The organism is Microbacterium helvum, from assembly GCF_014779795.1.
GTDB classification, from domain to species: domain Bacteria; phylum Actinomycetota; class Actinomycetes; order Actinomycetales; family Microbacteriaceae; genus Microbacterium; species Microbacterium helvum.
Window position 1 is genome coordinate 368,308 of the sequence record NZ_JACXZS010000001.1, and the last position, 25,280, is coordinate 393,587.

Here is a 25,280-nt window from a genome sequence, read left to right on the forward strand (position 1 = left end):
TCGTCCGTTTGCGCGGGTGCGCGGGCTTCGCCACGATGGGGGCACGACACAGGGAGCCATCATGAGATTCGCGATCGCCGGCGGCACGGGCATGACAGGGACGCACGTCGAGGCGGTCGCGCGCGGCCGCGGTCACGAGGTCGTGCTGCTCTCGCGGGGCGGCGGGGTCGACCTGGTGAGCGGCGCCGGTCTGGACGGGCGCCTGGACGGCGTCGACACGGTGATCGACGTCTCGAACATCACGACGCCGAAGCCCGAGGTGTCGGTGTCGTTCTTCGCGGGGGCGACGACGCACCTGCTGGCCGCCGAGCGCGCCGCCGGGGTCTCACACCACCTCGCCCTCACGATCGTGAACGCCGACGCCGCACCCGACGGCTACTACGCCGGCAAGCTGGCGCAGGAGCGGCTCATCGCCGAGGGCGACGTGCCCTGGACGATCCAGCGCACCACGCAGTTCCACGAGTACGCCGCGATGATGTACCACCGCACGCACGCCGGCGCGCACGTCGCACCGACCGGCCGCGTGCAGCCGGTGTCGCTTCACGAGGTCGCGACGCTGCTGGTCGACCTCGCCGAGGGCGAGCCCGTGGGCCGCGCGACCGACTTCGGCGGGCCTCGCGAAGAGAGCCTCGCCGACATCGTGCGGCGCTACGCGCGCGCCATCGGCCATCACGGTCCGCTGCCGGCGATCGACATGCCCGGCACCCTCGGCCGCGCCTTCCGCTCGGGTGCCCTGCTGCCCGGCCCCGAGGCCCGGCTCGGCACGCAGACTTTCACGCAATGGCTGGACGCCCTGCCCGACGCCTGAGCCGGCCGCGACGGGCGTCTCGTTCGCGCTGTGGAAATCGGCATCCGCGCCCGGAACCTTCGACAGCGGATGCCGATTCCGACAGCGCGAAGGAGGAGATCGCGCCAGAACGACAGCGGATGCCGATTCCGACAGCGGGGAAGGAAGTGTGAGGGATGCCGCACCCGGCGGGTGCGGCATCCCTCACATCTCTTCGTGCGTGAGAGGATCGCCGTCCCACAGCCGCCCGCGCTCGAGCGCGCTGATCGCCGCCATCTGGTCGTCGGTGAGGGTGAAGCCGAAGACGTCTGCGTTCTCGCGCTGACGGTCGGGATCGGACGACTTCGGGATCGGCGTGCTGCCCAGCTGCGTGTGCCAGCGCAGCACCACCTGTGTCGGTGTGACGTCGTGCACGACCGCGAGCTCCTGCAGGATCTGCTCGTTCAGCAGCTCGGTGCGTCGGGCGAGCGGGCTCCAGCTCTCGGTGCGGATGCCGTGCGTGGCATGGAACGCCCGCAGCGCCTGCTGCGGGAAGTACGGGTGCAGCTCGACCTGGTTGACCGCCGGCACCACGCCGGTCTCTTCGATGAGCTCGTCGATCATCTGCTCGGTGAAGTTCGACACGCCGATGGAGCGGACGAGCCCCTCCTGCTGCGCGTCGATCAGGCCGCGCCACGTCTCGACGTACTTGCCGACGCTGGGGTTGGGCCAGTGGATCAGGTGCAGGTCGATGCGATCGAGGCCCAGCATCCCAAGCGATCCGCGGATGCTGTCGACGGCCTCTTGCCGTCCGTGATGACGACCCGGGATCTTGGAGGCCACGAGCAGCGAGTCGCGGGCGGCGCCGCTGCGGCGCACCGCCTCGCCGACCTCGCGCTCGTTCTCGTAGTTGACCGCGGTGTCGAGCAGCCGGTAGCCCGCCTCGATCGCGGCCACCATGGCCGCGATCCCCTCCTCGCCACGCAGGTTGTAGGTGCCGAGGCCGAGTTCGGGTAACCAGGCGCCGTCGTTCAGGGTCACGGTCGGGATCGCGCTCATGGTTCCATCCTGGCCCGGTTCCGCGTGCGCGGGGCCGTGCAGCGTGGCCTGCGCTCCCCGGTCACGAGGTGCGGCATGCGCCGCCGACCGTGACCGGGGAGCAGGCTCTCGGGTCGGTCAGGGCAGGTCCGCGACGTCGATGGTGCCCTCGGTGGCGGCGCGCTCGTCGGCCGCGGCGCTGTCGATCTGGTCGTCGTTGCGGTCGGGGTCGAGCGGACGGTCGTCGTCGAGACCGAGCAGATCGGCATCGGCATCGCCGGCGGCGCCGTCGTTCAGCACCTCTTCGTCCTCGTCGCCGACGGGGCCCTCGTACGGGAGCGGGTTGGTCATGGCGATCTCCTTTCGCTGCCCCGAACGTACGATCCGCTCCCCCCGACCGGAGGGGGCTTGCGGAGGGCCGCACAAGGCGGTAGCGCTAGGGGGTCGCGGCGCCGACGAAGCGGATCCGCTCACGAGAACCGGGGATGCCGCGCTCCACGCGCCGCCACGTGCCGTCGTCACCGCGCACCTCGTAGGCGGCGAACGCGCAGGCGATGCCCCGCGCCGCCACCAGGTCGGCGGAGTCCATGAGCTGGAAGTGCAGGTGCGGAGACATCGAGTTGCCGGTGTGCCCGACCCGGCCGATGACGTCGCCCGCCCGCACGGTGTCGCCCGCGCGCACCGTCACGCTGTCAGGACGCAGATGTGCGAAGCCCGCATACACGCCGCCGGCACGCAGCAGGACGTGGTTGCCCAGGATCTGCGGGATCTTCGCCGGACGGAACGTGAGCCCGTTCCACGTCATGCGCGCGAACTCGCGCACGGGGTGGATCCACCGCCGCTCGCGCATGCCGTCGGCGGCGGCGATCACCTCGGCGTCGAACGGCGCGTGCACCTCGGCACCCCACGCGTAGCAGCCGTCGCTGCGGCAGCCGATCGTCGCCGTGCGCAGCCGCGACCCCGGGTGCACGGTCGCCCCCGGCCGGTCGTCGACCTTCACGAAGTCGTACGCGTACCGCTGCCCCAGCAGATCGACGCCGTGGCTCGGGATGCGGGCGGCCGGTGTCGTGACCGCCATCCAGCCCTCGCCGCGCAGGGGGAACTCCACGACCACCGGATCATCGAGCTCGCCCATGCGTCACCCCTGCCAGCGCTCGCGGACCAGTTCGAGGGTGACGACGGCCTGGTCGCGCTGAAAGGTGCGCAGCGTCGGCATGCGGGGCGGATCGGGTTGCAGCGACGACGCCAGGAACATGCCCGCGAAGCCGGCGAGCACGTTCGTCGCGGCATCGGCGGGCATGCCCTCGAACACGGGATGCCGGACGATCAAGGCGTCGACGTCGGTATCGGGCTCGTAGTACCGCACGTTGATCAGCAGGCTCAGCGCATCGAACCACCCTGCGCCGCGCGCGGCCCACGGCCAGTCCACCAGCACGACCGAGCCGTCGGGGCGCAGCAGGATGTTGTCGGCCCTCGTGTCATAGTGCACGAGCCGGTCGCCGCGGGCGTCCGAGACACCGCGGGTGGCGGCATCCACGAGTCCCTCGAAATGCGTGCGCGTCCACGCGTCGAGACCGCGCGGCAGCGGCGGGACGACCTCGGGCGTGATGACCTGCCACCGGTCGACGGCGAAGCCCGCGAGCGCCTCGCCCGCGTCCACCACGGGCACGTCGGCCGGCAGTTCGACCGCTGCGACCTGCTGCAGTGCGTCGAGTACGGCGTCGAGCTCGCGGGGTTGCCAGGGAGTGGCGGGATGCCGCCCCTCGACGTCTTCGAGCACGAGGGCGATCCAGTCGCCGTCGTCGACGGCGCCGATGAGCGCCGGCGCGGGGACCTGCGGCGGGAGCTTCGCGGTGATCGCGGCCTCGCGGCGGTGGATGGTCGGGGTGTCCAGGTTGACGGCGGGGCTCGCGGCCTTGACGAAGGCACGACGGCCCGACGCGGTCACGACGCGGTCGGCCGAGCCCGGGGAGTACCCGCCGGGCTGCGACACCGCCTCGACGACAGGGCTGCCGAGCACGTCCTCGATCTGGGCGCGCACGGACGCGGGGATGTCGTGCCACTCGAGCCGGCTCATGAGCGGGCCACCGGGATGGTGCCGGATGCGGCGCCCACGAGAGCCTCGGCGGCGCGGGCGGTGCGGTGGGCGAAGCGGGTCGTGTCGGTCCCGCGCGCGAGCGACTGGGCGTTGAGGCCGTCGATCATGCCGATGAGCTCCCACGCGACCTCACCCGGCTCGGTCGTCGAGAACGCTCCGGTGCGGCATCCTTCCGCGACGATGCCCTCGACGAGCGTCTGCCATCGCTGCATCTGCGCGCGGACGGCCTCGGCGAGCGCGTCGCTGCGCCGGGCCATCGCCCAGCCTTCGACCCACACGACGGTGAGCTCGTCGCGTGCGCCGTCCATGAGCGTGTCGATGAGGGCGCCGAGGCGCCGCGCGGGGTCGGCGGCGGCCTCGACCACGCGTTCGACGTCACGCACCTCCTCCTCCACGAGGTCGGTGTACACGCGGGCGACGAGGTCGTCCATGGACGGCTGGTAGTGCGCGACGAGGCCCGAGGTGATGCCGGCGCGCTCGGCGACCGCGCGCAGCGTCAGCGCGCTGAGCCCCTGCTCGCGAGCGAGGGCGGTGGCCGCCGTGACGATCTCGGCGGCGCGTTCGGCGGGGGCCTTGCGGGTGCGGGGTCGGGGCACTGTGCTTGACATGGTCTCGCCAGCATAGATACTGTCTCTATTGATCGCTAGATCAATTACTTCCGGCGCAGGACGCCGGCCGAAAGCGAAGGGGCTGACGATGGCCTGGAGGATGCCGCACGAGGGCGACCCGCACGAGCGCACCTGGATGGCGTTCCCGAACGAGGGGCCGACGCTCGGCGACGACCCCGCCGAGCAGGAGCGCTTCTACGCCGCGTGGAGCGCCGTCGCGAACGCCGTCGCCGAGTTCGAGCCCGTCACGATGCTCGTCGACCCGGTTCAGGCGGCCCGGGCGCGCACGATGCTCGACGGCGCGATCGACCTCGTCGAGACGCCGGTCGACGAGTTCTGGTTCCGCGATCACGGCCCGACCTTCGTGGTCGACGACGAGCGCCCCGGTGCTCTGGGCGCGGTCGACTGGATCTTCAACGGCTGGGGCGCCCCGGAATGGGCATCGTGGACGAAGGCCGCCGCGCACGCCCGCTTCACGGCCGGGCTCGTCGGAGCCGAGGTCGTCAGCTCGCTGCTCGTCAACGAAGGAGGCGGCATCCACGTCGACGGCGAGGGAACCGTGCTCGTCACCGAGACCGTGCAGCTCGACCCGCGCCGCAACCGGTTCGCCGACAAGGAGCGCGTCGAGGCCGAACTCGCGCGCACGATCGGCGCGACCAAGGTGATCTGGCTCCCCCGCGGCCTCACGCGCGACTACGACGAGTTCGGCACGAACGGCCACGTCGACATCGTGGCGACCATTCCGACACCGGGGCGCGTCCTGCTGCACGCCCAGCAGAACCCCGAGCATCCCGACTTCGAGGTGTCGCACACCTTGCGCGCGTTCTTGCAGGAGCAGACGGATGCCGCCGGCCGAGCCTTCGAGATCGTCGACCTGCCCGCACCCGAGACGCTGCGCGACCACGAGGGCTTCGTCGACTACAGCTATGTCAACCACCTCGTCGTGAACGGCGGCGTCATCGCGTGCGGCTTCGGCGAGGAGCGCGCCGACGCACAGGCGCGCGAGATCCTCGAAGCCGCCTACCCGGGGCGCCGCGCGGTCACGGTCGACGCCCGTCAGATCTTCGCGGGTGGCGGCGGCATCCACTGCATCACCCAGCAGCAGCCGGCGCTGACGAGTGCGGAGGCGACCCGATGAGCCACTATCCCGTCGTCGAGAAGACGATCGCGCAGCTGCGCGCCTCGCTCGAGGCCGGCGAGGTCACTGCCGTCGAACTGCTCGACGCCTACGAGGCCCGGATCGCCGCGTACGACGCGCCCGGAACGTCGACCGCGCTCAACGCCGTCGTCGTACCCAATCCGGACGCGCGGGCGGAGGCCGAGGCATCCGATCGGCGCCGCGCGGAAGGCCGCACGCTCGGTCCGCTCGACGGCATCCCGTACACCGCGAAGGACTCGTTCATGGCGAAGGGGCTCACGGTCGCCGCCGGGTCGCCCGCCTTCGAGGACCTCGTGGCGCAGCGCGACGCGTTCTCGATCGAGCGTCTGCGCGGCGCCGGAGCCGTGCTGATCGGCCTGACCAACATGCCGCCGATGGCCAACGGCGGCATGCAGCGCGGTGTGTACGGCCGCGCCGAGAGCCCCTACAACGCCGCCTACCTGACGAGCGCCTTCGGCAGCGGCTCGTCGAACGGCTCGGGCACCGCGACCGCGGCGAGCTTCGCGGCGTTCGGGCTCGGCGAAGAGACCTGGTCGAGCGGCCGGGCGCCGGCATCCTGCAACGCCCTCTGCGCCTACACGCCCAGCCGCGGCGTCATCTCGGTGCGCGGCAACTGGCCGCTCGTGCCCACCATGGACGTCGTCGTGCCGCACACCCGCACGATGGCCGACCTGCTCGAGATCCTCGACGTGATGGTCGCCGACGACCCCGAGACCCGCGGCGACTTCTGGCGGGCGCAGCCGTGGATCGAGATCCCGGATGCCTCGGCCACGCGCCCGGCGTCGTACCCGTCGCTCGGGGCGGCAGGCGTGGACGGCGCCCGCGCCACGCTCGCCGGACGCCGGTTCGGCGTGCCGCGGATGTACATCAACGCCGACCCGGAGGCCGGGACCAACCCCGACGGCGGCATCGGCGGCCCGACCGCCACGCGCATCGAGACGCGCGCGTCGGTGCTCGACCTGTGGGAGCAGGCACGGCGTGATCTGGAGGCGGCCGGCGCCGAGGTCGTCGAGGTCGACTTCCCCGCGGTGACGAACTACGAGGGCGACCGGCCCGGCGCGCCGACGATCAAGATCCGCGGGCTCGTCACCGAGGCGTTCCTGCAGCGCGAGATCGTCGACCTTTCGGCGTGGGCGTGGGAGGACTTCCTCGCCGCCAACGGCGACCCCGCGCTGCACTCGCTGTCGGACATCGACGGCGCGCGGATCTTCCCGCACCCCGAGGGCGCGCTGCCCGACCGGTACACCGGCTTCGACGACGACATCGCCGAGTACCCGGCGCAGGTGCGCGAGCACCCGTACGGCTCGTTCGCCGACATCCCGTCGCTCGAAGAAGGAGTGCGGGGACTCGAAGAGACCCGTCGCGTCGACCTTGAAGAATGGATGCTGCGCCTCGGCCTTGACGCGGTCGTCTTTCCCGCGGTGGCCGATGTCGGGCCGGCCGACATGGATGTCGACGAGGCGTCCGCCGACCTCGGCTGGCGCAACGGCGTCTGGGTCGCCAACGGCAACCTCGCGATCCGCCACCTCGGGATCCCGACGGTGACGGTGCCGATGGGCACGATGTCCGACATCGGGATGCCGGTCGGCCTGACGATCGCCGGCCGTGCGTACTCCGATGCCGACCTGCTCGCCTGGGCCGCCGCCTTCGAGGCGCTGCGTCCGCGTCGCACCGCTCCCCCGCGGACCCCGGAGCTCTGACCGTGAATCGGTTCACTTGCGCTGTTTGTACGCCAGATCCCGCCTTTCGCGTACGTTCAGCGCAAGTGAACTGATTCAGCGGTGACGCGGGTCAGCGGACGCTGGATCTGACGTCTTCGCCCGCATCGCCGATCGCTGCCGCGGCGCCGGGTGCGGCATCCACCTCCCCGTCCTCGGAGGGAGGAGCCGCGGCGGCGTACGCGTCGCTGAGCTCGCGGTAGGGCTTCGACACGAACGCGAGCAGCACGACGAGCAGCAGGACCAGGCTCGCCCCCACGAAGGCGAGCGCGATGCCCCGAGCCTCGCCGTCGCCGAGCAGCCAGCCGAACCTGTTCTGCCCCTCGGGCGATTCCATGAACGGAATGAGCCAGAACTGCGCGAGCGGCCCGATGATGAAGGCCGACACCGGCGCCGCGGCCGACTCGACGCTCGCGGCGAAGCCGAACACGCGCCCCTGCTTGTCGAACGGCACGACCCGCTGCACGATCGTCTGCTCAGAGGCCTCGGCGATGGGCATGAGGCACATGAAGATGAGGATGCCGAGCGCGTAGATCCACCACTGCTCGCGGATCGCGAAGGTCATGCCGAGCACCGCGATGCCGATGTTCACGAGCAGCATCGTGCGCACCGGGTTCCTGCCGAGGCCGAACTTCGCCACGAGCGCCCCGCCGATGATGAAGCCGAAGCTGGTGACTCCCAGGACGATGCCCCACATCTCGACCGAGAACAGCGTCAGGCCGTACGGATCCATGAGTGCCATGAAGACGCCGCCGACGAGGTTGTTGAAGGTCGAGAACAGCACGAGGGCGAGGAGGCCCGGCACGGCCAGCACAGCCGGGATCACTCCGCGGAACCCGAAGCCGGTGGGCGCCGCACCCTCGACGTGTGCCACGCCTCGCTCGGGGATCGGCACGAACAGCAGGTGGATCAGTGCGATGCCGGTCGCGGCGGTCGCGATGGCGATCGTCCATCCCATGCCGAGCAGGCCGATCGACAGGCCCGAGAACACGCTCGTCACCATGAACGCGATGCCCTGCACCGCACCGACGAGACCGTTGGCGCGGTCGCGGCGCTCCGCCGGCACGAGCAGCGTCACCGTCGTCGACAGCGCGATGTTGCGCAGATTCTCGACGACGCCGCCCACGAGGATGACGCCCGCGAACGCCCAGAACCACGGACCGCCCCAGTCCAGCAGCGTGCTCTCGGGGAAGGCGAGGAACATCGCCCCCGCCACGAGGTACGCGGCGGTCGTGACGATGCTCGAGAGCATCATGACGGCCTTCTTCTTCATGCGGTCGACGATCACGCCGAACACCACGCCGAAGACCGCGACGAGCAGCATGTACGAGCCGCCGATGATCGCGGTGGCCAGCACCGATTCCGTCTCGAGATAGACCCAGAAGGTCAGCGCGAACCACAGGTAGCTGCTGGCGACGTTCGCGAGCGCGGTGTTGACGAGCACCTGGTGGAAGGCGCGCAGGGTGCGGGGGCCAGGGGTCGGCTGACTCATGGGGCTGCTCCGGCGTGTTCGGCGTCGATGGTGGTCGTGCGGGGGCCTACACTGAATGTGGACACTGTGCACATTGCAGATGTTCACACCGTACACACCAGACAGGGAGCGCGCAATGACCTCACCCGCGGTGCGCACCTATCACCACGGCGATCTGCGCCGCGCCCTGATCGACGAAGGAGTGCAGCTGGCCCGCACGGGCGGCCCGTCCGCCGTGACGCTGCGCGAGGTCACCCGCGCGGTCGGGGTCTCGCCGAACGCCGCGTATCGCCACTTCGCCGACCGCGACGCCCTCGTCCACGCGGTCGCGCACGAGGCCCAGCTCGCCCTCGCCGACGCGATCCTCACCCGCGTCGCCGCGACACCCGGCGACCTGCCGCCGCGCGATGCCTCGATCGAGCGCCTGCGCCGCGTCGGGTTCGCGTACATCGCTTTCGCCCGCGCCGAACGCGGCTGGTTCGAGACCGCGTTCTTCACGCACGACGCGCAGGTGAGCGAGGGCATCGTGACCCTCGACGACCAGATCGTCGCGCCGTTCCGGCTGCTCATGGACACGCTCGATGGGATGGTGGATGCCGGCGCCCTCGCTGCCGACAGGCGACCGTTCGCGGAATGGGCGTGCTGGTCCGCCGTCCACGGCTTCGCCGACATCGCCGTCCACGGGCCGGTGAGGTGGCAGCCGGCCGAGGTCGTGGACGCCCTCGCGGCGGCCGTCGTGGACTCGGCGATCACCGGCGTGATCGGCGCACCCGCTCCCGCGCCGTCGACCTCCTAGACTGACGCGCATGTCACACGCGTCGGCCGCGCGCCCGTCGGTGGCGCGCCGCGGGCTGTGGTGGGCGGCCGACTACGTGTACGCCGTCCGGCGGCAGCTCGCGGTGTTCTCGTTCCCGTGGTCGATCGGCCGGCCGCGACCGACACCGGACGCCTGGCGCCGTGGCGACGCCGGCCTTGCCGAGATCTACCTCATCCCGGGCGTGTACGAGCACTGGACCTTCCTGCGTCCGCTCGGCGATGCGCTGGCCGCGTCCGGTCATCGTGTCCGCGTCGTACACGGGCTCGGCGTGAACCGTCGCAGCATCGCCGACACCGCCGACCGCCTGGCACGACTGCTCGCCGAGCGTCCCCCGCCGCCCGCCGGCCGCGTCCTCGTCGCACACAGCAAGGGCGGGCTCATCGGCAAGCACCTGCTCGTCTCATCGGGCGCGGCGCACCGGGCCGCCGCAGAGGCCGCAGACGGCGGTGACCCCGCCGCTGCGGCAGCGACGGCAGCCGAGCACGGCCGCGCCCTGGGGGTGCTCGGACTGGTCGCCGTGGCGACGCCGTTCGGCGGCTCACGGCTCGCGAGTCTGTTCGTCGTGCCCAGCATCCGCGCGTTCCGCCCGAAGGACGACACCATCGTGACCCTGGGGCGAGAGACATCGGTCAACGGCCGGATCGTGTCGGTCTTCGGTCCGTGGGATCCGCACATCCCCGAGGGCAGCGCGCTGGACGGAGCGACGAACGTGGCCGTGCCGACGGCCGGCCACTTCCGCGTGCTCGGCTCGCCGGCCACGCACCGTGCGGTGCTCGACGGCATCGCCCTGCTCGCGGGCGAGCGGTAGCCGCGAGCGCAAGACCCGGCCCGACGCATACGTCGCTGAGGTGGCCGTCCGATGGGCGGCTTGCGGCGTTTCGTCTCGCGGAGACCCGCACTGAGCGAGCGGAGCGAGTCGAAGTGTCGCTCAACGACCAGCGGGGTCGATACCCCGCCACGCGGCGAGCACCTCGACATGCCGCAGCAGGAAGGCGCGCTCGTCGAGCCGTTTGCGCCGGAGCCACCCGGTCACCTCGTCGTTGCTCTTGCTCGCGTTGCACGAACGGCACGCCGGGACGACGTTCTCGAAGGTGTAGCGCCCGCCCCGCGAGATGGGCAGCACGCAGTCCTTCTGCAGGGCGACGCCGTCTGCGCCGCAGTACGCGCAGGCGCCCCATGCCTCGAGCAGCGCCTGCCATTCGTCGAGCGTGAGGTCGTTGTCGGCCGCCGCGACGCGACGGGCGCGACGGCGCGATGCGCGCGCCCGACGGGTCTGACTGACGGCCATGTCCACACCCTACGGTGCAGGTGCCGCTTCCTCGGGGAGGCCGTCCAGCAGCTTCTCGATCGTCGTGATCACGCCGTGGTCGAGGTTCGACGGCGCCCGGAACCTCGCGCGCTCGGCCACGAGCGGGTGGGCGTTGGCCATCGCGAACGACAGGGCCGAGGCATCCATCATCTCCAGGTCGTTCAGGTAGTCGCCGAACACCGCCGTCTGGGCGCGGGTGATCCCGGTCGCCGCCTGCAGCCGCTCCAGCGCGGCTCCCTTGTTGACGCCGAGGTTCATGACGTCGATCCAGTGCTCGCCCGAGACGATGACCTGGTGTGCGGCACGCAGATCGTCGAGCGCCGGCGCGGTGGTCGCGGCATCCTCGAAATCGAAGATCGCGACCTTGAAGATCTGGTCGTCGACGGACAGCAGATCGGGAACGATCTGCAGGCGGGCGTAGTACTTGTCGGCCTCGGCGTGGAAGGCGTCGTCGGCGCGCTCGATGTACGCCGAGCGCTTGCCGCACACCACGACGCCAAGATCGCGTCCCTCGATCGCACGGACCCGCCGGACGAGGGATGCCACGAACGCTGCATCCATCGCGTCCGAGCTGATCTCGACTCCGCCCTCGACGACGTACGCACCGTTCTCGGCGAGGAACACCATGTGGTCGAGGTGGTCGGCGAACGCGCGCTGGAGCGTCGCGAGCTGACGACCGCTCGCAGGCGCGAAGCGGATGCCGCGCTCGTGCAGCCGGTCCAGCAGCGGCCACAGCGCGTCGGGGATGCGACCGTCGCCGTCCAGCAGCGTGCCGTCCATGTCGACGGCGATCAGGCGCAGGTCTGGGCTGGGAAAAGGCATCGCCTCGAGCCTACGCGGCTCACTTCGCCGCCGACCCGGCGGTGAGAAACACGAAACCATCGCCGCCACGGGCGCGGGTACCTTAGGGTGCGTGACCGCTCCCGTCGATGCCACCACCACGCCCGCCTGGTCCGAGCTCAGCTCGATCAGGGATTCCTTCGCCCCCGACCTGCGCCGCTGGTTCGAGGCCGACCCGCAGCGCGCCGCGCGGCTGAGCTTCGAGCTCGCCGACCTGCACGTCGACCTGTCGAAGAACCTCGTGACCGACGAGATCCTCGCCGCCCTCGTGCGCCTCGCCGAGCAGACCGGCGTCGCCGAGCGCTACGCGGCGATGCTCGCCGGCGAGCACATCAACACCACCGAGGACCGGGCGGTGCTGCACACGGCGCTGCGGCGCCCCGCGGGCGCCGAACCCGCCCTGATCGTCGACGGACAGGACATCGACGACGACGTGCAGTCGGTGCTCTCCGCGATGACCGTGTTCGCCGACCGCGTGCGCTCGGGCGAGTGGACCGGCGTGACCGGCAAGAAGGTCACGCACATCGTCAACATCGGCATCGGCGGCTCAGACCTCGGCCCCGTCATGATCTCGGCGGCATTGGAGCCGTACGCGACCGCCGGGATCCAGGCGCGCTTCGTGTCGAACATCGACCCGTTCGACATCGCGAACAAGACGAAGGACCTCGACCCCGAGACGACGCTGTTCATCGTCGCGTCGAAGACCTTCACGACCCTCGAGACGCTGACCAACGCACGCCTGGCGCGCGACTGGCTGTGGGCGGGGCTGGAGGCGGCGGGCGCGATCGACGGCGGCGAGGCGGCGAAGACCGACTCCGTCGCCCACCACTTCGTCGCGGTGTCGACCGCACTCGACAAGGTCGCCGCGTTCGGCATCGACCCCGTCAACGCCTTCGGGTTCTGGGACTGGGTCGGCGGCCGCTATTCGGTCGACTCGGCCATCGGCCTCTCGCTCATGATCGAGCTCGGCCCCGATGCGTTCCGCGAGCTGCTCGCCGGCTTCCACGCCGTCGACGAGCACGTGCGCACGACCCCGCTCGAGCGCAACGTGCCCGTGCTCATGGGTCTGCTCAACGTCTGGTACTCGAACTTCCTCGGCGCGCAGTCGCACGCGGTGCTGCCGTACGCCCAGCAGCTCAGCCGCTTCGCCGCCTACCTGCAGCAGCTCACGATGGAGTCCAACGGCAAGTCCGTGCGCTGGGACGGGTCGCCGGTCACCACCCACACCGGCGAGGTGTTCTGGGGCGAGCCCGGCACCAACGGCCAGCACGCTTTCTACCAGCTGATCCACCAGGGCACGCGGCTCATCCCCGCGGACTTCATCGCGTTCGCGAATCCGGCGTACCCGCTGGAGGACGGCGGGCGCGACGTGCACGGCCTGTTCCTGTCGAACTTCCTCGCGCAGACCAAGGCGCTGGCCTTCGGCAAGACCGCCGCCGAGGTCGAGGCCGAGGGCACCACTGGCCCGCTCGTGGCCGCACGCACCTTCGCCGGCAACAAGCCGACGACGTCGATCTTCGCGCCGGCGCTCACGCCCGCGGTGCTCGGTCAGCTCGTGGCGCTGTACGAGCACATCACGTTCACGCAGGGCGTCATCTGGGGTGTCAACTCGTTCGACCAGTGGGGTGTCGAGCTCGGCAAGCAGCTGGCGCTGCAGATCGCGCCGGCGATCGAGGGCGACGCCGACGCGATCGCCGCGCAGGACGCCTCGACCCAGGCGCTGCTCGCGTACTACGCCGCCCACCGCAAGGCTTGAGTGACGGGATGCCGGGCGCCCGGCATCCACGTCTCCCCTGGTTCGCGCTGTCGAAATCGGCATCCGCTGCCCGACTGGCCCCCTCCCTCCTTCGCGCTGTCGAAATCGGCATCCGCGCCCCGAAGAAACGGGCGCGGATGCCGTTTTCTCTAGCGCGAACGAAGGGCGCGAGCACCGCACGCCGGACCGGATCGAGCCTGGGATCAGGCCTTTCGCGGGAAACCGCTCCCACGGTTCTTCCAGGAAAACGCCAGAAGTCGTCCAGAAGCGATGAGGCAGACTCGGGGACTTGATGCGTCCGACCCGAGGACGCGGCGCGCTGCACCCGACGGCGCGGAACCCCCGAAGGATCGTACGTTCGTCATGCATTCAGACCAGATCGCCCCTGCCCGCCGACCCCGTCGCCGCTTCACCGCCGCGGCCGTCGTCGCCGGAACCGCTCTCGGAATCGTCGTCACGACCGGCCTCACCCTCGCCTCTCCGAGCCTCGCCGCCGCCGCCCCGATGGCCGCCACCGCCATCGCGTCGGTCGCCGCCCCGGACGCCACCGTCCACACCCTGCGCGACATCCGCGCCGACGCGAAGAGCACGCTGCTCGCCGCCCGCGTGGCCGAGACCGCGGCCGACAGCATCACCGCCGACATCGCCGCCACCGGCCTCGACATCGGCATGACCGACACCTCGGTCGACACCGACGACCTCACCGAGACCACCGACCGCCTCGCACAGCTCGACATCGTGCCGGCGCTGCTGCTGCCCGGCCTCGCCGCCGATGCCTCGGCGGCGACCGAGAAGGTCACCGCCCGCGTCGCCGACCTGCGCGAGCACCTCGATGCCGCGAAGGCGCAGAAGGCCGCCGAAGAGGCGGCTGCCGCCGCGGCCGCCGCGGCCGCCGAGGCGCAGCGCCAGGCCGAGGCCGCTGCCGCCGCCCTCGCCGCCGCGAACACCCCCGATGGCGCCAAGGCCACCGCACGTCAGATGGCGGCGGATCGCTACGGCTGGGGCGACGGCCAGTTCTCGTGCCTGCTGTCGCTGTGGACCAAGGAGTCGGGCTGGAACTACCAGGCCTACAACAACAACGGCGGCGCGACCGGCATCCCCCAGGCGCTCCCCGGCAACAAGATGGCCAGCGCCGGCGCCGACTGGCAGACCAACGCGGCCACCCAGATCGCGTGGGGACTCGACTACATCTCGCGCTCGTACGGTTCGCCGTGCGCCGCGTGGGGCCACTCGCAGGCGGTCAACTGGTACTGACCGTCAGTCGAGCTGCGACAGGATCGTCTCGCTCGCCCAGACCGAGGTCCGGACGGTGAAGGTGTCGGTGTCCACGCTGACGAAACGGTCGTCGTAGTAGTCGTCGGTGGAGCCGGTCAGCTCGTGTGATGCCTCCGTGATGTCGGCGCACACCGTCGCATCGACACCCCAGGCATCCGAGATGTCCTCTTCGTAGCACTGCGCCGACACGGTCAGGTCGAGGTGCGCATCGGTCGCCACCGGCATCCCGGCCTCGAGGATCGCCGTGAGCTCCGCCGACGACACCGGCAGGTCGACCCACCTGGCGAGCGCCTCCTCCTCGGGCAGCGCGGCGACCGCGGACTCGGCGACGTCTCGCGCCGGTGAGATGTCGACGCCGAGGTGGAGGTTGCACGCGCCCTCGCAGTTGTGGCTCGCGACGACCGCCTTCGCCACCCAGTCGCCGTCCGAGAGCGCCTCGTCGAGCGCATCCTGCAGCGCGGGGAGCTGCGCGCGCACCGTGCGGAAGCCGGGGCCGAAAGGGTCGTCGAACGGGGAGCGCCCGTCGGCCAGCGGGATCACGAAGCATCCCGCCAGCGCCACGGTCGTCGCGGCCGCCGACGCGATCGCCGCGGTCGCGCGCAGTGCGCGACCGACCCGTCGCCCGCGTGCCGCCATAGGCACGAGTCTGTCATGAAACGTCTGGCGAACCCGCCGGACCGTACAGCTCGGCGACCTTCTGCGACGACAGCCAGCCGTCGTACGCGTCGGTCTGCGGCCACCCCTCTGGCGAATCCTGCCAGGACTCCTGCCGCCCGTAGGGAAGCACGTCGATGAGCGGGAACGTGTAGCTCAGCTGCTCGGTGCCGCGGCCGTTGGTGTGCCACGTGCGGTAGACGGTGTCGCCGTCGCGCAGGAAGACGTTGACCGCGAAGCCGCCCTCCGGCGGCGCGTCGACGTCGGCGCCGAACGGGCTGTCGGCCGTCGAGTACCACTCCATGCGGTTGCCGACCCGGTCGCGGTACTCCAGCGCTTCGCCGATCGGTCCCTGCGTGACGATGACGAACCGGGCGTCATAGGGCTCCAGAAAGCCCAGCCGGGCGAACTGCGAGGTGTAGCCGGTGCAGCCGGGGCAGTGCCATTGCTTCCCCGGGAACCACATGTGGTGGTACGTGATCAGCTGCGAACGCCCTTCGAAGACGTCGACCAGACGGATCGGCCCGTCCTTGCCGACGAGGGTGTAGTCGGGCAGCTCGACCATGGGCAGGCGCCGCCGCCGCGCGGCGATCGCGTCGAGCTCTCGGGTGGCCGCCTTCTCGCGGACGCGCAGCTCGGCGAGCTCGCGGCGCCAGGCCTCGGCGTCGACGACGGGCGGGAGGGCGTTCTGGGTCGTGCGCTGCATCGGTACCTCCGGATGGGCGAGTGCGTATGTTCACACCGTACACATCCGGATGCCGACGTCAAGGGCGATCGCGGAGAAATAGTGCTCGACACGCTCGAAGCGCTTCGATAATCTCGCGATGGATCGAGCTCGGGAATCGGTCTCGTCTCGATCGGGTCGAAGAAGACCCGTCACCCGAACACGACAGGAGTGTTTCATCGTGAGATTCAGACGTTCAGCGGCCGGACTCGTCGTCGCGGCCGGCGTCGTCCTCCCCCTCGCCGTCGTCGCGCCCGCGGCAGCGGCTCAGGCAGCACCACCACCTGTGCCGGCGGCATCCACTCCGTCCTACGAATGGTCGAACGCGGCCATCGCAGGCGGCGGCTACGTGCCGGGCATCGTCTACAACCAGAGCGAGCCGGGGCTCGTGTACGCACGCACCGACATCGGCGGCGCGTACCGTCTGGACCGCACCACCGACCGATGGGTTCCGCTGCTCGACCACGTCGGCTGGGACGACTGGAACCGGCTCGGCGTGCTGAGCCTGGCCACCGACCCCGTCGACACCAGCCGGGTGTATGTCGCGGCGGGCATGTACACGAACGAGTGGGATCCGGGCAACGGCGCCATCCTGCGGTCGGAAGACTACGGTGCGACATGGCAGGCCGCCCCGTTGCCCTTCAAGGTCGGTGGCAACATGCCCGGCCGCGGGATCGGCGAGCGGCTGCAGATCGACCCGAGCGACGACGACGTGCTCTACTTCGGCGCCGAGTCGGGCCAGGGGCTGTGGCGTTCGACCGACGCCGGCGTCACGTTCACCAAGGTGGACTCGTTCCCCAACGCGGGCGACTTCGTGCCCGACGCGGGCTCGGGCAACTCATACCTGATGCAGAACCTCGGTGTGCTCTGGACCGCGTTCGACCCCGCCGGCACCTCCCCGGGCGAGCCGACGCGCACGATCCTCACGGCCGTGGCCGACACCGACGACATCCTGTACCGCTCAGACGACGCCGGCGCGACGTGGGCGCCGGTGACCGGCGCGCCGAAGGGCTTCCTGCCGCACCACGGCGTGATAGACGAGGACGGCCGGTTCCTCTACCTCACGACGAGCAACACCTCGGGGCCGTACGACGGCTCGGACGGCGAGGTGTGGCGCTACGGCCTCGACGATGGCGTGTGGACGAACATCACCCCGGATTACCGGCCGGTGGGCGTGGACTTCGGCTTCGGCGGGCTCACTGTCGACAAGAGCGACCCCGACACGATCATGGTCGCCTCGCAGATCCAGTGGTGGCCCGACATCCTGATCTTCCGCTCGACCGACCGCGGTGCGACGTGGAGCCCGATCTGGGAGTACGCCTACGGCGCCGACGGCAGCACGACGCTCGACACCCGCTACGTGCAGTCGGTGGACGAGGTGCCGTGGCTGACCTTCGGCAAGGACGCGGCGCCGCCCGTGCCGTGGTCCGAGCCCGCGCCGAAGCTCGGCTGGATGGTGTCGGCGCTCGAGATCGACCCGTTCGACTCCGACGAGCTCATGTACGGCACCGGTGCGACGATCTACCGCAGCGACGACCTCACCGCGTGGGACGAGCCCGGCGGCACGATCCACCTGACGCCCGAGGCGTTCGGCATCGAAGAGACTGCCATCCAGGATCTCGTCGCGCCTGCCGGTGACATCGAACTCGTCTCGGCCATGCTCGATCTCGGCGGCTTCGTCCACGACGACCTCGGCACGGTGCCACAGAGCTTCCGCAGTCCCTACTTCGGCGGCGGGACGAGCGTGGATGCCGCGGGCCTGGCCGCCTCGACGCTCGTGCGTGCCGGCACCGACGGCAACGGCGCGCGGGTGGTGGCGGCATCCACCGATTCCGGCACGACGTGGACGACCTCGCCCGCCGCCGACGGCGCAACCGGGCCGGGCACGGTCACGGTGAACGCGGACGGCTCGGGGATCGTGTGGGCGCCCGACGGAGCGGCCGTGCGCCACTCGTCGGACGGCGGCGTGACGTTCGCAGAGGTCGGCGGGCTGCCCGTGGGCGCCCGCGTCGAGAGCGACCGCGTCGACCCGACCCGCGTGTACGCCTTCGCGGGCGGGACGTTCTACCGCTCGGTCGACGCCGGTGCGACGTTCGCGGCGGTGTCGTCGGGGATACTCCCCGCCGAGGGTCCCGTGCGGTTCGGCGCGGCGCCGGGGGCGATCGGCGACGTGTGGCTCGCCGGCGGCTCCGACGATGGCGGCGTCTACGGGCTGTGGCACTCGACCGACGGCGGCACGACCTGGACCGCGACGGCCGGCTTCGACGAGGCCGACACGGTCGGCTTCGGCAAGGCGGCGCCCGGCGCGACGAGTCCGGCGATCTACACCGCGGCCTCGCGCGACGGCGTGCGCGGTGTCTACCGCTCGACAGACGGCGGCGCCACGTGGGTGCGCATCAACGACGACCAGCACCAGTACGGCTGGATCGGCGCCGACATCGAGGGCGACCCCGACGTGTTCGGCCGCGTGTACCTCGCGACCAACGGCCGTGGGATCGTCGTCGGCGACGACGCGTCCGCCTCGGCGCCCGCGGCGTGGTCGGCGAGGGCCGTGTACGACGAGGGCGACATCGTGACCTCGGACGGCGCCGTGTGGGTCGCGACCTGGTGGACGCAGAACCAGCGGCCAGGCGCGAAGAAGAACGGCCCGTGGCAAGAGGTCGCCGCGACCCCGACCGGCGTCGCCGTCTGGACGGCTTCGCGCATCTTCGACACCGGCGACGTGGTGTCGTCCGGGGGCAGCCTGTGGCGCGCGTCCTGGTGGACCCGCGGCGACGAGCCCGGCGCGAAGAAGAACGGTCCGTGGGAACGCCTCGGGTGATGTGAGGGGTGGATGCCGGCTGCCGCGGCCGCCGGCATCCACCGTTCCTTCAGCCAGTCCGGCCGTCGACGGCGCGCATCCCCGCCGGGCCCGCATCGCGCCTCGCACCGGTGCCAGGATGGAGTGGTGACCGTGGATCTCGACGCTCCCCTCACCACGTGGGCTGCGGTGGGGTTCGACCTCGACGACACGCTGTTCGACCACCACGGCGCCGCCACCGCCGGAGCCGAAGGCTTCATCCGCGAGCTCGGCGGCGAGCCCCACGCAGAGCTCCTCGCAGCATGGTTCGATCTCGAAGCCGAGCACTTCGAGTCGTGGCGCACCGGCAAGGTGTCGTTCCTCGAACAGCGGCGGCGACGCATCCGGGGATTCCTCCCGTTCCTCGAACGCGCCGCGCCCGACGAGGATGACGCGGTCGACGCGCTCTTCGGCCGCTACGTCGCCGCGTACCGCGCATCGTGGCGGGCGTTCGACGATGCCGTGCCGCTCTTGACCCGGCTGCGGGCGCAGGGCGTGCGCGTGGGCGTGCTCACCAACGGCAGCGAACCGCAGCAGCTCGACAAACTCGCGGCCATCGGGCTCCGGCCGCTCGTCGACGTCGTGTGCGCGTCCGAGCAGCTCGGCGTGTGGAAGCCGGACCCGCGGGCATTCGAGGCCCTTGCCGATCGCCTCGACGTGCCGATCGGGTCCATGGCGTTCGTCGGCGACAATCCCGAGCATGACGTCGCGGGCGCCCGGCAGGCGGGAATGGCCGCCGGGCTCGTCGACCGCACCGCGGCCTCTCCCCTGCGACTTCTCAACGCGCTCCGCTCGGCCCAGCGCGGCTGAGACAGGCGATCGGTGGATGCCGGCGGCCTCGGCCGCCGGCATCCACTTCCCGTCAGCGGGGTCCACTCGCGCGCTGCTCATCGAGGTCATGCGTCCTCAACGGAAGAGGCCCGCTCAGCCCGTCGATACGCTGGGGGCGTGCCTGACGACGACGCGCGGCGCCCGGAGTCGCCGGCCCAGCCTCGCGAGGTGCTGCGAATGCCGGCCTTCGCGCTGTTCTGGAGCGCCGCGACGCTGCGCGCGTTCGGCGGCAGCATCGCGGGGGTCGCCTTCCAGGTGCTCATCGTCTCGGTGATCGACGCGACCCCCCTGCAGATCAGCGTGCTGAGCGCGCTCGGGGTCGTGCCCTACCTGTTCCTCGGGCTGATCATCGGCGCGCTGATGGACCGGTGGCGGCGGCAGCGGACGCTCGTGCTGACGAGCATCGGGCGTGCCGTCGCGCTCGCGATCATCCCGGTGCTGCTGCTCACCGGAACCCTCGGATTCTGGTCGCTCGCCGCAATGGTGCTTGCACTGGGCGTGCTGACGCTGTTCGCGGACTCGGCCGCGCAGCCGCTCCTCCCCCGCATCGTGCCGCGGGGCACGCTGGTCATGGCCAATGCCCGCCTCGGTCAGAGCCAGACGGTCGCCGAGACGGCGGGTCCCGCACTCGGCGGCACGCTGCTGAACCTCGTCGGTGCGCCGCTGCTGTTCGCCTTTGACGCGGTCATCAACGCGGTCGCGGCGCTGCTGCAGTGGCGCATCGCCGTGGACGAGCCCCGAGCCGAGCCTCGCCCGCCGGGCCGGCGGCGCGCTGCTGACGGGCGCGCTCATGACGGCCTTCGGCTTTGCGGCCACGCTCGGCATCGGCGCCGTGGTGTTCGCCGTCGCCGCGGTGGTCGTGGTCGTATCGCCGCTGCGCAGCGCGCGGCACGACGACCCGCCGGACGCCTGACCCTGCGCGCCGCGGCTTCGGGATGACCGGATGCCGGGGGCCCGGCATCCCTCAGCCGGAGGTCGCGGGCCCGAGCAGGTGGTCCCGGGCGCGCTCGGCCCCTTCGACCGACAGCGACCACGACGGCCTGACGAACTGCTCGGCCGACACGCGCACACGGATCTCGTCCACGGGTTGGCCGGGACGCGGCTCGGCTCGGCTGACGCCGTTGCGCTCGTAGCCGAGACTCTGCGAGACGCCCAGGGATGCCTCGTTCCACGACGCCGCACTGGACTCCGCCCAGAGGGCGCCGAGGTGATCGAAGCCGAACAGCAGCAGGGCGGCGCGCATCTCTTTGCCGAGACCGGCACCTTGGCGCTCGGCGGTGAGCCACGACGCGGTGTCGATCGTGCGGCGCCCGGCGAAGTTGCGCGCGTGCATCTCCTGGATGCCGACGGGGACGCCCTCGTGCAGCACCGTGAAGCTGACACCCCAGTTCTCCACCGTGGCGTTCGCCCGCAGGCTCCAGTGGAACTGCGCCATCGATCGCGTGAGGCGCTCGGGCTCCCAGTCCGTCCACGGCACGCCGAACGGCATGCGGTCAGGCTCGTGGATTCCGCGCAGCGCCGCCTCGACGAGTCCCGGGAAGTCCTCGTCGCGGATCGGACGCATCACCAGGCGCGGCGTCTCCAGGCGCAGCGCGAACAGGGGCCAGACGTCCTCTATGTTCATGACGCCACGCTAGGGCTCGCGCGCGGCGCGTTACATCGGGCCGCCTTTCGAGGCCTCGCGCGCCCGTCGCCGTAACATCTCGCGCTGCCGAGACCTGCGTTCGCGCCCCGAGGTTTCGGCGCCGCCTGCCGCGCATCCACCGACGCAGGTGCGAGACGCCGCGGAGTCACGTGAGACGCCGCGCTTCGAATGCCGAAATGCGGCGCCTCATACAGCACCGCGGCGGCTCCTCCGGGACCGGGTGCCGAAGTGCGGCGTCTCCTGCCGGACCGCGGCGTTTCGGCCGTACGAGGGAACGATGGACGCCGCCATCCGGTGCCGGCCAGAGCGCCCGGGTGGCAGCATCCATTCTTCGGCTCAGGCCGTGATCAGCGTGCCCAGGTCCTCGCCCTCGCAGATGCGGCGCATGAGCCCGGGGCGGCCCACGTCGAAGACGTGCATCGTGAGGTCCTGCTCGCCCGCGAGCACGAAGGCGCTGGTGTCCATCACGCGGATGCCGAGGCGCACCGCCTCGTCGTAGCTGAGCCGGTCGAAGCGCACCGCGTCGTCGTGCTGGTTCGGGTCCTTGTCGTAGACGGCGTCGATGTCGCGCTTGGCGACCAGCAGCGCGTCGGCCTCGAGCTCGAGCGCCCGCTGCACGGACGGGTAGTCGGTGGTGACGTACGGCTGCCCGATGCCGCCCGCGAGGATCACGATCCGTCGCTGCGTCAGGTGCGAGATCGCCCGCAGCCGGATGAACGGCTCCGCGACCGACTGCATCGGGATCGCCGTCATCACGCGGATGTCGGCATCGGTGCGGCCGGTGAGCGCACCGCGCAGCATGAGCGCGTTCATCACGGTGCCGAGCATGCCGATGTTGTCGGCCTCGGCTCGTCCGATGCCCCAGCCGTCGGCCATGCGCCCGCGGAAGTAGTTGCCGCCGCCGACCACGACGGCGACCTCGACGCCCAGGTCGTGCACGGCGAGCACCTCGTCGCTCAGGTGCGCGAGCCGCTCCGGATCCACGCCCGAACCGGATGCGCCGGCGAGCGCCTCGCCGCTCAGCTTCAGGACCACTCGCCCGTATCTCGACATCGAACCCTCGTCTCTCGTCCGGCGCCGGCCGGCATCGCCCGGACGATGCTACCGGTGCGGTTCACCCGGGTCTGATCGCTCCCGGTTTCAGAACAATGGATGCCGCCACCCGGCGCGCCGGGAGCGCCCGGGTGGCGGCATCCACCGTTCCGGTTCAGGCGACGGCGGCCTCGGCCACGCGCCTGCGCTGCCGTGCGGCGGCGGCGAGGTCGCCGAGGAGCGCCTCGGTGGTGTCCCAGTCGATGCACGCGTCGGTGACCGATTGGCCGTAGACCAGGCGGTCACGGGTCTCGGCGGTGAGCTTCTGGTTGCCGCCCACGAGGAAGCTCTCGATCATGACGCCCGCGATGTCGTCGGTGGCGGCGAGCTGACCGGCGAGCTCGCGCACGACCTCGGCCTGCCGAACGTGATCCTTGCCGCTGTTGGCGTGGCTCGCGTCGACGACGAGGCGGCGCGGCATGCCCGCACGCTCCAGCAGGCCCGCGGACGCCTCGATGTCGGCGGGGCGGAAGTTCGGGCCGCCTCGCCCGCCGCGCAGCACGACGTGCGCGGCACGGTTGCCCGTGGTCGAGACGACGGCGGCGGCACCGGAGTCGTCGGTGCCGAAGAACACGTGCTGCTGCGACGCGACCGTGCAGCCGTCGACCGCGATCTGCACGTCGCCGTCCGTGGCGTTCTTGAAGCCGATCGGCATCGACAGCCCGGAGGCCAGCTGGCGGTGGATCTGGCTCTCGGTCGTGCGGGCGCCGATGGCGCCCCAGGCGACGGCATCCGCGATGAACTGCGGGCTGATCGGCTCCAGGAACTCGCACCCGATCGGCAGACCCAGGTCGAGCACGTCGAGCAGCAGGCGTCGCGCGACGCGCAGGCCGCGCACGACGTCGTGGGTGCCATCGAGGCCCGGGTCGTTGATGAGGCCCTTCCAGCCGCCCGTCGAACGCGGCTTCTCGAAGTAGACGCGCATCACGACGAGCAGATCGTCGCGGTGCCGCTCCGCCGCGACGGCGAGGCGGCGGGCGTAGTCCACAGCCGCCTCGGGATCGTGCACCGAGCACGGGCCGACGACCACCAGCAGGCGGTCGTCGTCACCGCGCAGGACGGCCTCGACCTCGGCGCGGGAGTCGGTGACCGCCGCCTCGTGGGCAGCCGTCATGGGCAGCTCCCGCCGCAGCTCGGCCGGCGAGGGCAGCGGGGTGAAAGAGGCGACACGGAGGTCGTGAGTGGCGTTCATGCGGGTTCCTGTTCCCGGCGGGACCCGGGACCAGGCCACCGCCGTGTTAACGACGAAGGCAGACCCTCGAACGAGTGTCTGCCTGTGGCTCTGGAGGTGCGGTGCGCTTATCGGCGGTCGGCTCCTCCAGAGCCACTCCGATACGCATACCAGCGGAAGTCCATGCCGCGACGGTACCGGTGACTCACCCCGATTCCAAATCGCGGCGCATAGTGTGGCGTCATGATCTGGCAGACGCTCGCCTCCCGCACCGTGTACGAGAACCGCTGGATCCGGGTGCGAGAGGACGACGTCATCGGGCCCGACGGCGCCGGCATCTACGGCGTGGTCGAGATGCGGCATCCCGCCGTCTTCGTCGTGGCGCTCGATCCCGACGATCGTGTGCTGCTCGTGTCGCTGTACCGGTACGCGACGAGCCGCGCATCGCTCGAGGTGCCTGCCGGAGGCTCCGACGGCGAGGACGCGCTGATCGCCGCCCGACGTGAGCTGGCCGAAGAGACCGGCTACGCGGCGTCGGAATGGACCGAGATCGGCCGCATGGACGCCCTGAACGGCCTCGCCGACGCGCCCGAGCACGTGTTCCTGGCGCGAGGCCTGCACCGCGTCGCCGACGCCGCCCACACGCAGCACGAGGAGGGCATCGACAGCGTCCGGTGGGTGCCGTTCGGCGAGGTTCTCTCGCTCATCGCGGGCGGCGAGATCACCGACGGCGAGACGATCGCCGCGCTCGCGTTCGCCGGCATCCAGCTGGGACGGTTCCGGTGAGGACCCCCGGCTAGCATTCGGTCATGGTTTCTCACGCCGACAAGCCCGAGCTGCACGTGGAGACGGCTGCGGAGTGGGAGAACTGGCTTGACTCGGCCCCGGACCCCGGCGGAGTGCGTCTGCGCCTGCGCAAGACGGCCTCGTCCCAGCCGGGCATCACGTACGCCGAGGCGCTCGATGTCGCGCTGTGCTTCGGGTGGATCGACGGGCAGAAGCAGTCGCTCGACGCCGACTACTTCCTGCAGGCGTTCACACCGCGACGCCCGCGAAGCATCTGGTCGAAGGTCAACATCGCGCATGCGGATCGGCTGATCGACGCGGGACGCATGCGTCCCGCGGGTCAGCACGAGATCGATCGGGCGAAGGCTGACGGACGATGGGCTGCCGCCTACCGTCAGCGCGACGGCGACATCCCGGTCGAGCTCAAGACCGCCCTCGATGCCGATCCTCAGCTCGCCGCGGCCTTCGCCGCGCAATCCGCGCAGAACCGGTTCGCGATGGCTTTCCGCGTCGCCAGCCTCAAGCGACCCGAATCACGCGCCGCGCGTGCCGCCGAGTTCATCGAGATGCTCAAGCGCGGCGAGACCCTGCACTGAACAACCGCGCGCGGGCGGAGAGTGGATGCTGCCGGCCGAGTGCGCTGTGATGCCCAGCGGCCACCGACACCGGTCCGCGGAGCGATA

Annotated in this window: 25 protein-coding genes; 12 read left to right on the top strand and 13 right to left on the bottom strand. The window is 71.2% G+C overall.

What is annotated here, in order from left to right:
* The first annotated feature begins 61 nt into the window (after positions 1-61).
* Positions 62-808: an SDR family oxidoreductase gene (locus tag IF188_RS01645; RefSeq protein WP_191170032.1), complete on the top strand. Its 747-nt coding sequence runs from the start codon at positions 62-64 to the stop codon at positions 806-808.
* A gap of 183 nt (positions 809-991) precedes the next feature.
* Here IF188_RS01645 and IF188_RS01650 read toward each other — a convergent pair whose 3' ends face one another.
* From IF188_RS01650 to IF188_RS01670, 5 genes are all read right to left on the bottom strand, one after another.
* Positions 992-1,825 carry an aldo/keto reductase gene (locus IF188_RS01650; protein WP_191170033.1) on the bottom strand — a complete coding sequence of 278 codons (834 nt, stop codon included), beginning with the start codon at positions 1,823-1,825 and terminating at the stop codon, positions 992-994.
* Between the two features lie 117 nt (positions 1,826-1,942).
* Positions 1,943-2,155, bottom strand: coding sequence for a hypothetical protein (locus tag IF188_RS01655; protein WP_191170034.1), 213 nt, complete (start codon positions 2,153-2,155; stop codon positions 1,943-1,945).
* A gap of 85 nt (positions 2,156-2,240) precedes the next feature.
* Positions 2,241-2,939, bottom strand: a complete 699-nt coding sequence (locus tag IF188_RS01660; protein WP_191170035.1) for a M23 family metallopeptidase — start codon at positions 2,937-2,939, stop codon at positions 2,241-2,243.
* Between the two features lie 3 nt (positions 2,940-2,942).
* Positions 2,943-3,881: a protein kinase family protein gene (locus IF188_RS01665; protein WP_191170036.1), complete on the bottom strand. Its 939-nt coding sequence runs from the start codon at positions 3,879-3,881 to the stop codon at positions 2,943-2,945.
* Entirely contained in the window at positions 3,878-4,510 is a 633-nt protein-coding gene (locus tag IF188_RS01670) for a TetR/AcrR family transcriptional regulator (protein ID WP_224751273.1), read from the bottom strand. Before IF188_RS01670 ends, IF188_RS01665 begins: the two co-directional genes overlap by 4 nt.
* 88 nt (positions 4,511-4,598) lie before the next feature.
* Between IF188_RS01670 and IF188_RS01675 the strand changes: the two genes are divergently transcribed.
* Positions 4,599-5,648, top strand: a complete 1,050-nt coding sequence (locus tag IF188_RS01675; protein ID WP_191170037.1) for an agmatine deiminase family protein — start codon at positions 4,599-4,601, stop codon at positions 5,646-5,648.
* Positions 5,645-7,369: an amidase gene (locus IF188_RS01680; protein WP_191170038.1), complete on the top strand. Its 1,725-nt coding sequence runs from the start codon at positions 5,645-5,647 to the stop codon at positions 7,367-7,369. The genes IF188_RS01675 and IF188_RS01680 overlap by 4 nt, the downstream gene beginning before the upstream one ends.
* A gap of 91 nt (positions 7,370-7,460) precedes the next feature.
* Here IF188_RS01680 and IF188_RS01685 read toward each other — a convergent pair whose 3' ends face one another.
* Positions 7,461-8,879, bottom strand: a complete 1,419-nt coding sequence (locus tag IF188_RS01685) for an MFS transporter (RefSeq protein ID WP_191170039.1) — start codon at positions 8,877-8,879, stop codon at positions 7,461-7,463.
* A gap of 115 nt (positions 8,880-8,994) precedes the next feature.
* On the opposite strand from IF188_RS01685, the gene IF188_RS01690 reads away from it, so the two are divergent.
* Entirely contained in the window at positions 8,995-9,654 is a 660-nt protein-coding gene (locus IF188_RS01690; RefSeq protein ID WP_191170040.1) for a TetR/AcrR family transcriptional regulator, read from the top strand.
* 10 nt (positions 9,655-9,664) lie between these two features.
* Complete coding sequence (locus tag IF188_RS01695) at positions 9,665-10,483, top strand: esterase/lipase family protein (RefSeq protein ID WP_191170041.1); 819 nt, start codon at positions 9,665-9,667, stop codon at positions 10,481-10,483.
* Positions 10,484-10,603: 120 nt separating this feature from the next.
* On the opposite strand, the gene IF188_RS01700 is transcribed toward IF188_RS01695, so the two are convergent.
* Together IF188_RS01700 and IF188_RS01705 are read right to left on the bottom strand one after the other, a co-directional pair.
* Positions 10,604-10,963, bottom strand: a complete 360-nt coding sequence (locus tag IF188_RS01700; RefSeq protein ID WP_191170042.1) for an HNH endonuclease — start codon at positions 10,961-10,963, stop codon at positions 10,604-10,606.
* Between the two features lie 9 nt (positions 10,964-10,972).
* Positions 10,973-11,806, bottom strand: a complete 834-nt coding sequence (locus IF188_RS01705; RefSeq protein WP_191170043.1) for a Cof-type HAD-IIB family hydrolase — start codon at positions 11,804-11,806, stop codon at positions 10,973-10,975.
* Positions 11,807-11,897: 91 nt separating this feature from the next.
* Here IF188_RS01705 and pgi point away from each other — a divergent pair, with 91 nt between their 5' ends.
* Both pgi and IF188_RS01715 read left to right on the top strand, forming a co-directional pair.
* Positions 11,898-13,580, top strand: a complete 1,683-nt coding sequence (gene pgi / locus IF188_RS01710) for a glucose-6-phosphate isomerase (RefSeq protein ID WP_191170044.1) — start codon at positions 11,898-11,900, stop codon at positions 13,578-13,580.
* Positions 13,581-13,943: 363 nt separating this feature from the next.
* Positions 13,944-14,834 (top strand): aggregation-promoting factor C-terminal-like domain-containing protein, encoded by an 891-nt coding sequence (locus IF188_RS01715; protein WP_191170045.1) that lies wholly within the window; start codon positions 13,944-13,946, stop codon positions 14,832-14,834.
* A gap of 3 nt (positions 14,835-14,837) precedes the next feature.
* Here IF188_RS01715 and IF188_RS01720 read toward each other — a convergent pair whose 3' ends face one another.
* Both IF188_RS01720 and IF188_RS01725 read right to left on the bottom strand, forming a co-directional pair.
* Positions 14,838-15,491 (bottom strand): hypothetical protein, encoded by a 654-nt coding sequence (locus IF188_RS01720; RefSeq protein ID WP_191170046.1) that lies wholly within the window; start codon positions 15,489-15,491, stop codon positions 14,838-14,840.
* 13 nt (positions 15,492-15,504) lie between these two features.
* A complete protein-coding gene (locus IF188_RS01725; protein ID WP_191170047.1) occupies positions 15,505-16,215 on the bottom strand; it encodes a DUF899 domain-containing protein in 711 nt (236 codons plus the stop codon).
* 199 nt (positions 16,216-16,414) lie between these two features.
* Between IF188_RS01725 and IF188_RS01730 the strand changes: the two genes are divergently transcribed.
* The 3 genes from IF188_RS01730 (at position 16,415) to IF188_RS01740 (ending at position 20,842) form a co-directional block, all read left to right on the top strand.
* On the top strand, positions 16,415-19,054 hold the full coding sequence (locus IF188_RS01730; RefSeq protein WP_191170048.1) for a carbohydrate-binding protein: 2,640 nt from the start codon (positions 16,415-16,417) through the stop codon (positions 19,052-19,054).
* A gap of 126 nt (positions 19,055-19,180) precedes the next feature.
* On the top strand, positions 19,181-19,882 hold the full coding sequence (locus IF188_RS01735) for an HAD family hydrolase (RefSeq protein ID WP_191170049.1): 702 nt from the start codon (positions 19,181-19,183) through the stop codon (positions 19,880-19,882).
* Between the two features lie 138 nt (positions 19,883-20,020).
* Positions 20,021-20,842, top strand: a complete 822-nt coding sequence (locus IF188_RS01740) for an MFS transporter (RefSeq protein ID WP_318152711.1) — start codon at positions 20,021-20,023, stop codon at positions 20,840-20,842.
* A gap of 25 nt (positions 20,843-20,867) precedes the next feature.
* Here IF188_RS01740 and IF188_RS01745 read toward each other — a convergent pair whose 3' ends face one another.
* From IF188_RS01745 to IF188_RS01755, 3 genes are all read right to left on the bottom strand, one after another.
* A complete protein-coding gene (locus IF188_RS01745) occupies positions 20,868-21,527 on the bottom strand; it encodes a GNAT family N-acetyltransferase (RefSeq protein ID WP_191170050.1) in 660 nt (219 codons plus the stop codon).
* A 357-nt stretch (positions 21,528-21,884) separates the two neighbouring features.
* Positions 21,885-22,601, bottom strand: coding sequence for a UMP kinase (gene pyrH / locus IF188_RS01750; RefSeq protein WP_191170051.1), 717 nt, complete (start codon positions 22,599-22,601; stop codon positions 21,885-21,887).
* A gap of 154 nt (positions 22,602-22,755) precedes the next feature.
* Positions 22,756-23,832: a 3-deoxy-7-phosphoheptulonate synthase gene (locus tag IF188_RS01755; protein ID WP_191170052.1), complete on the bottom strand. Its 1,077-nt coding sequence runs from the start codon at positions 23,830-23,832 to the stop codon at positions 22,756-22,758.
* Positions 23,833-24,054: 222 nt separating this feature from the next.
* On the opposite strand from IF188_RS01755, the gene IF188_RS01760 reads away from it, so the two are divergent.
* Complete coding sequence (locus IF188_RS01760; protein ID WP_191170053.1) at positions 24,055-24,597, top strand: NUDIX domain-containing protein; 543 nt, start codon at positions 24,055-24,057, stop codon at positions 24,595-24,597.
* Between the two features lie 23 nt (positions 24,598-24,620).
* Complete coding sequence (locus IF188_RS01765; protein ID WP_191170054.1) at positions 24,621-25,193, top strand: YdeI/OmpD-associated family protein; 573 nt, start codon at positions 24,621-24,623, stop codon at positions 25,191-25,193.
* Positions 25,194-25,280: the final 87 nt, after the last annotated feature.